The organism is Streptomyces flavovariabilis, assembly GCF_000725785.1.
Lineage (GTDB): Bacteria > Actinomycetota > Actinomycetes > Streptomycetales > Streptomycetaceae > Streptomyces > Streptomyces hawaiiensis.
In genome coordinates, this window is record NZ_JNXD01000070.1 from 1 (window position 1) to 4720 (window position 4720).

Annotated in this window: 1 pseudogene; it reads left to right on the forward strand. The window is 73.5% G+C overall.

The window, feature by feature from the left end:
• Window positions 1-4720: pseudogene (locus IO24_RS44160) on the forward strand (SDR family NAD(P)-dependent oxidoreductase); the annotation flags it as partial.

Sequence of the window (4720 nt, forward strand, 5' to 3'; positions counted from 1 at the left end):
GTGGTCGCTGGAGGACGCCTGTGTCCTGGTTGCGGCACGCGGCCGGTTGATGCAGGCGCTGCCCGCCGGTGGTGCGATGGTGGCCGTGCAGGCCACGGAGGCCGAGGTCGCCGAGGCGCTCGGTGGCCTGGACGCGGTGTCGATCGCCGCCGTCAACGGGCCGACCTCCGTGGTGATATCGGGCGATGAACACCAAGTCCTTGAGATTGCGGAGCGGTTTGCTGATCAGGGCCGTAAGACCAAGCGCCTGACGGTTTCCCACGCCTTCCACTCCCCGCGTATGGAGCCGATGCTGGCGGAGTTCCGCCGGGTCGCGGAGGGCCTGTCGTATCAGGCGCCGCGTATCCCTCTCGTCTCCTGCGGACCTTCGTCGAGCTGGGTCCGGACGGTGTCCTGTCCGCGATGGGCCAGGACAGCGCTGACGCGCTCTTCGTGCCAGCCCTCCGTACCGACCGGCCCGAAGCGCAGACCGTGACCACCGCTGTCACTCAGGCCCACGTCCGCGGAGCCACCGTCGACTGGTCGGCGTTCTTCGCGGGCTGGGGAACTCGCCCGGTGGAGCTGCCGACGTACGCCTTCCAGCGGGAGCGCTACTGGACGGTGTCGGAGCCGGCGGGGGCCGGTGACCGGGCCGATCCGGTGGACCAGGCGTTCTGGGACGCCGTGGAGCGGGCCGATGTGGCGCGGGTCGCCGAGACCTTGCAGGTGGGAGCGGCCGAGCGGGATTCGCTGAGCGCGGTCCTGCCGGTCCTGTCCGCCTGGCGCAAGCGGCACCGCACCGAGTCGGTGGTCGACTCGTGGCGTTACCGGATCACGTGGAAGCCGCTCGCGGAGGCCGCCCCCACGGTTCCGGCCGGGACCTGGCTGGCCGTCGTGCCCGAGGCCCTGCGGAGCGACGAGTGGGTGGACGCCACCCTGTCCGCGATGGACGGACGCGGGGCACGGACCGTCGTGCTGACCGTCGGTTCGGCCGAGGGCGACCGCGCGGCGCTGGCCCGACGCCTTACCGAACTGGTCGCGGAGGAGGGCTCCGTCGCCGGCGTGCTGTCGTTCCTCGCGCTGGACGAGACCGCCCGCCCGCAGCACCCCGGGGTGACCGCGGGCCTGTGGTCCACCCTGGAACTCGTACGGGCCCTCGGGGACGCGGATGCCACGGCCCCGCTGTGGTGTCTGACGCGGGGCGCGGTGTCGGTGGGCCGGTCCGACCGGCTGGCGAGCCCCGCCCAGGCGCAGGCCTGGGGCCTCGGCCGAGTGGTGGGGCTGGAACACCCCGACCGGTGGGGCGGTCTGGTCGATGTACCGGAGACGGCCGACGAACCGGCGTTGCGGCGGCTGCTCGCGGTGCTGGCCGGGAGTGGCGACGAGGACCAGATCGCGGTGCGCGCCTCGGGCGTGTTCGTCCGCCGGCTCGCCCACGCTCCTCGCCGAACGGCGGACGGGGCCCCGTGGCGACCGCGCGGCACCGTGCTGGTGACCGGCGGTACGGGTGCGCTGGGCGCCGAGGTCGCCCGCTGGCTCGCCCGCAACGGTGCCGAGCACCTGATCCTCACCAGCCGCCGGGGCATCGAGGCGCCCGGTGCCGGGGAGCTGCGCCGAGAGCTGGCCGGGTTCGGTGCCGAGGTGACGGTGGCGGCCTGCGACGTCGCGGACCGGGAAGCGCTGGCGGATTTGCTGGCGGCCTTGCCCCCGGAGCGGCCGCTGCGGGCGGTGGTGCACGCCGCCGGCGTCGGCCAGTACGCCCCGCTCGCCGGCATGGACGCCGACGAGTTCGCCCGCGTGGTGACCGGCAAGGTCGCAGGCGCCCGCCATCTGCACGAACTGCTCCTCGACACGCCCCTGGACGCGTTCGTCCTGTTCTCCTCCGTCTCCGGCATCTGGGGCAGCGGCGGACAGGGCGCCTACGCCGCGGCCAACGCCTACCTCGACGCCCTCGCCCAGCAGCGCCGGGACTCCGGCCGGCCCGCGACCGCGCTCGCCTGGGGCCCCTGGGCCGAGGTCGGCCTGGCGGCAGCGGACGCCACCGGTGAGGCGCAGCTGCGCCGGGGCGGTCTGCTGCCGCTGGCACCGGAGTCGGCCATCGCCGCCCTCCAGCAGGCCATGGACGCCGACGACACCGCGCTGACCATCGCCGACGTGATGTGGGAGCAGTTCCTGCCCGGCTTCGCCGTCGCCCGGCCCCGCCCGCTCATCGGCGATCTGCCGGCCGTCCGCAAGGTGCTGGACGCGGAACGCCCGCACGACACCGGCCTGGCGGACTCCGCACTCGCCCGCCGGCTGCGCGGCCTGTCCGAGGCGGATCGCGGACGGGCGCTGCTGGAGCTGGTCCGTTCCGAGACGGCGGCCGTGCTGGGCCACGCCTCGCCGGACGACGTGGCGGCCGAACGGCCCTTCAAGGAACTGGGTTTCGACTCGCTGACCGCCGTGGAGTTCCGCAACCGGCTGAACTCCGCGACGGGCCTCACCCTGCCGTCGACGCTGGTGTACGACTTCCCCACCGCGGCCGTCCTGGCCGAGCGACTGGGCCGGGAACTGCGGGGTGCCGGCGCACAGTCCACGGCGGACGAGCCCGTCGTCGCCGCCGGAGCGGCGGACGAGCCGATCGCGATCGTCGGCATGGCCTGCCGCTACCCCGGCGGCGTGATGTCACCGGAAGACCTGTGGCGGCTGGTCGCCGAAGGCGGTCGGGCTGTTCGGAATCAGCCCGCGTGAGGCGCTGGCGATGGACCCGCAGCAGCGGCTGCTGCTGGAGGCCTCGTGGGAGGTCTTCGAGAACGCGGGCATCGACCCGGCCACCCTGCGGGGCAGCCGGACCGGCGTGTTCGCCGGATGCGGCTACCAGGGGTACGGCGCCGGGTTCGACACCGCTGCCGAGAGCGTCGAGGGCTACGCCATGACCGGCGCCTCGGCCAGCGTGGTGTCCGGCCGTGTGGCGTACACCTTCGGCCTGGAGGGCCCCGCCGTCACGGTCGACACCGCGTGCTCCTCGTCGCTGGTCGCCCTCCATCTGGCCGCGCAGGCGCTGAGGTCGGGGGAGTGCACGCTGGCGCTGGCCGGCGGTGTCACGGTGATGCCGACCGCGGGTACCTTCGTCCAGTTCTCCCGGCAGCGTGGTCTCGCCGCCGACGGCCGCTGCAAGTCCTTCGCGGACGCGGCGGACGGCACCGGCTGGGGCGAAGGCGTCGGAGTCGTGCTGGTGGAACGGCTGTCGGACGCCCGGCGCAACGGGCACCGGGTGCTGGCCGTCGTGCGCGGCAGCGCCGTCAACCAGGACGGGGCGTCGAACGGCCTCACGGCCCCGAACGGCCCGTCCCAGCAGCGGGTGATCCGCCAGGCCCTCGCCAACGCGAGGCTCACGACCGCCGATGTCGACGCCGTCGAGGCGCACGGCACCGGCACCACACTCGGTGACCCGATCGAGGCGCAGGCGCTGCTGGCCACCTACGGCCAGGACCGGCCCGAGGACCATCCGCTGTGGCTGGGCTCGGTGAAGTCCAACATCGGGCACGCGCAGGCGGCCGCCGGTGTCGCCGGCGTCATCAAAATGGTCCTGGCCCTACGCCACGGCGTACTCCCGCAGACCCTGCACGTGGACGAACCCTCCCACCAGGTCGACTGGTCCGCGGGCGCCGTGGAACTGCTGACCGAGACCCGCCGGTGGCCGGCCTCCGACCGTCCGCGCCGCGCGGGCGTCTCGTCCTTCGGCATCAGCGGCACCAACGCCCACGTCGTCCTGGAACAGGCCGCGGGGACGGAGGCCGCCGACGAACCGGAAACGGTCACCGTGGGCTCGCCGGCGACCCCCTGGATCCTGTCCGGCAAGACGGCCAAGGCCCTGCGTGCCCAGGCCGCACGCCTGCACGCCCACCAGCTGGACCGACCCGAGCTGAAGCCCCTCGACGTGGGGCTGTCCCTGGCCACCTCCCGAATGGCCCTGGAACACCGGGCCGCCGTGATCGCCTCGGACCGGGACGAACTCCTCGCCGCCCTGAACGCGCTGATCGAGGAGAAGGGTTCGGCGACGCTGTTCGAGGGCGTCGCCGGTGAGGACGGGCGCGTCGGGTTCCTGTTCACGGGACAGGGCGCACAGCGGGCCGGGATGGGCCGGGAGCTGTATGCGGCGTATCCGGTGTTCGCGGAGGCGTTCGACGCGGTGTGCGCGCGGTTCGACGCGGAGCTGGACCGGCCGCTCAAGGAGGTCGTGTTCGAGGACGCGGCCGCGCTGGACCAGACGGTGTACACACAGGCCGGTCTGTTCGCGCTGGAGGTTTCTCTCTTCCGCCTGCTGGAGTCGTGGGGTGTCACGCCTGATGTGCTGCTGGGCCACTCGATCGGTGAGCTGGCCGCCGCGCATGTGGCGGGCGTCTGGACGTTGGAGGACGCGTGCACGCTGGTCGCCGCGCGTGGCCGTCTGATGCAGGCGCTGCCGTCAGGCGGCGCCATGGTGGCGGTGCGGGCGAGCGAGGCCGAGGTCGCCGAGGCGCTTGACGGCCTGGACGCCGTGTCGATCGCCGCCGTCAACGGGCCCACGTCCGTGGTGATATCGGGCGACGAGCACCAAGTCGCCGAGATAGCAGGACGGTTCGCTCAGCAGGGTCGCAAGACCAAGCGCCTGACGGTCTCGCACGCCTTCCACTCCCCGCGTATGGAGCCGATGCTGGCGGAGTTCCGCCGGGTCGCGGAGGGCCTGTCGTATCAGGCGCCGCGTATCCCTCTCGTCTCC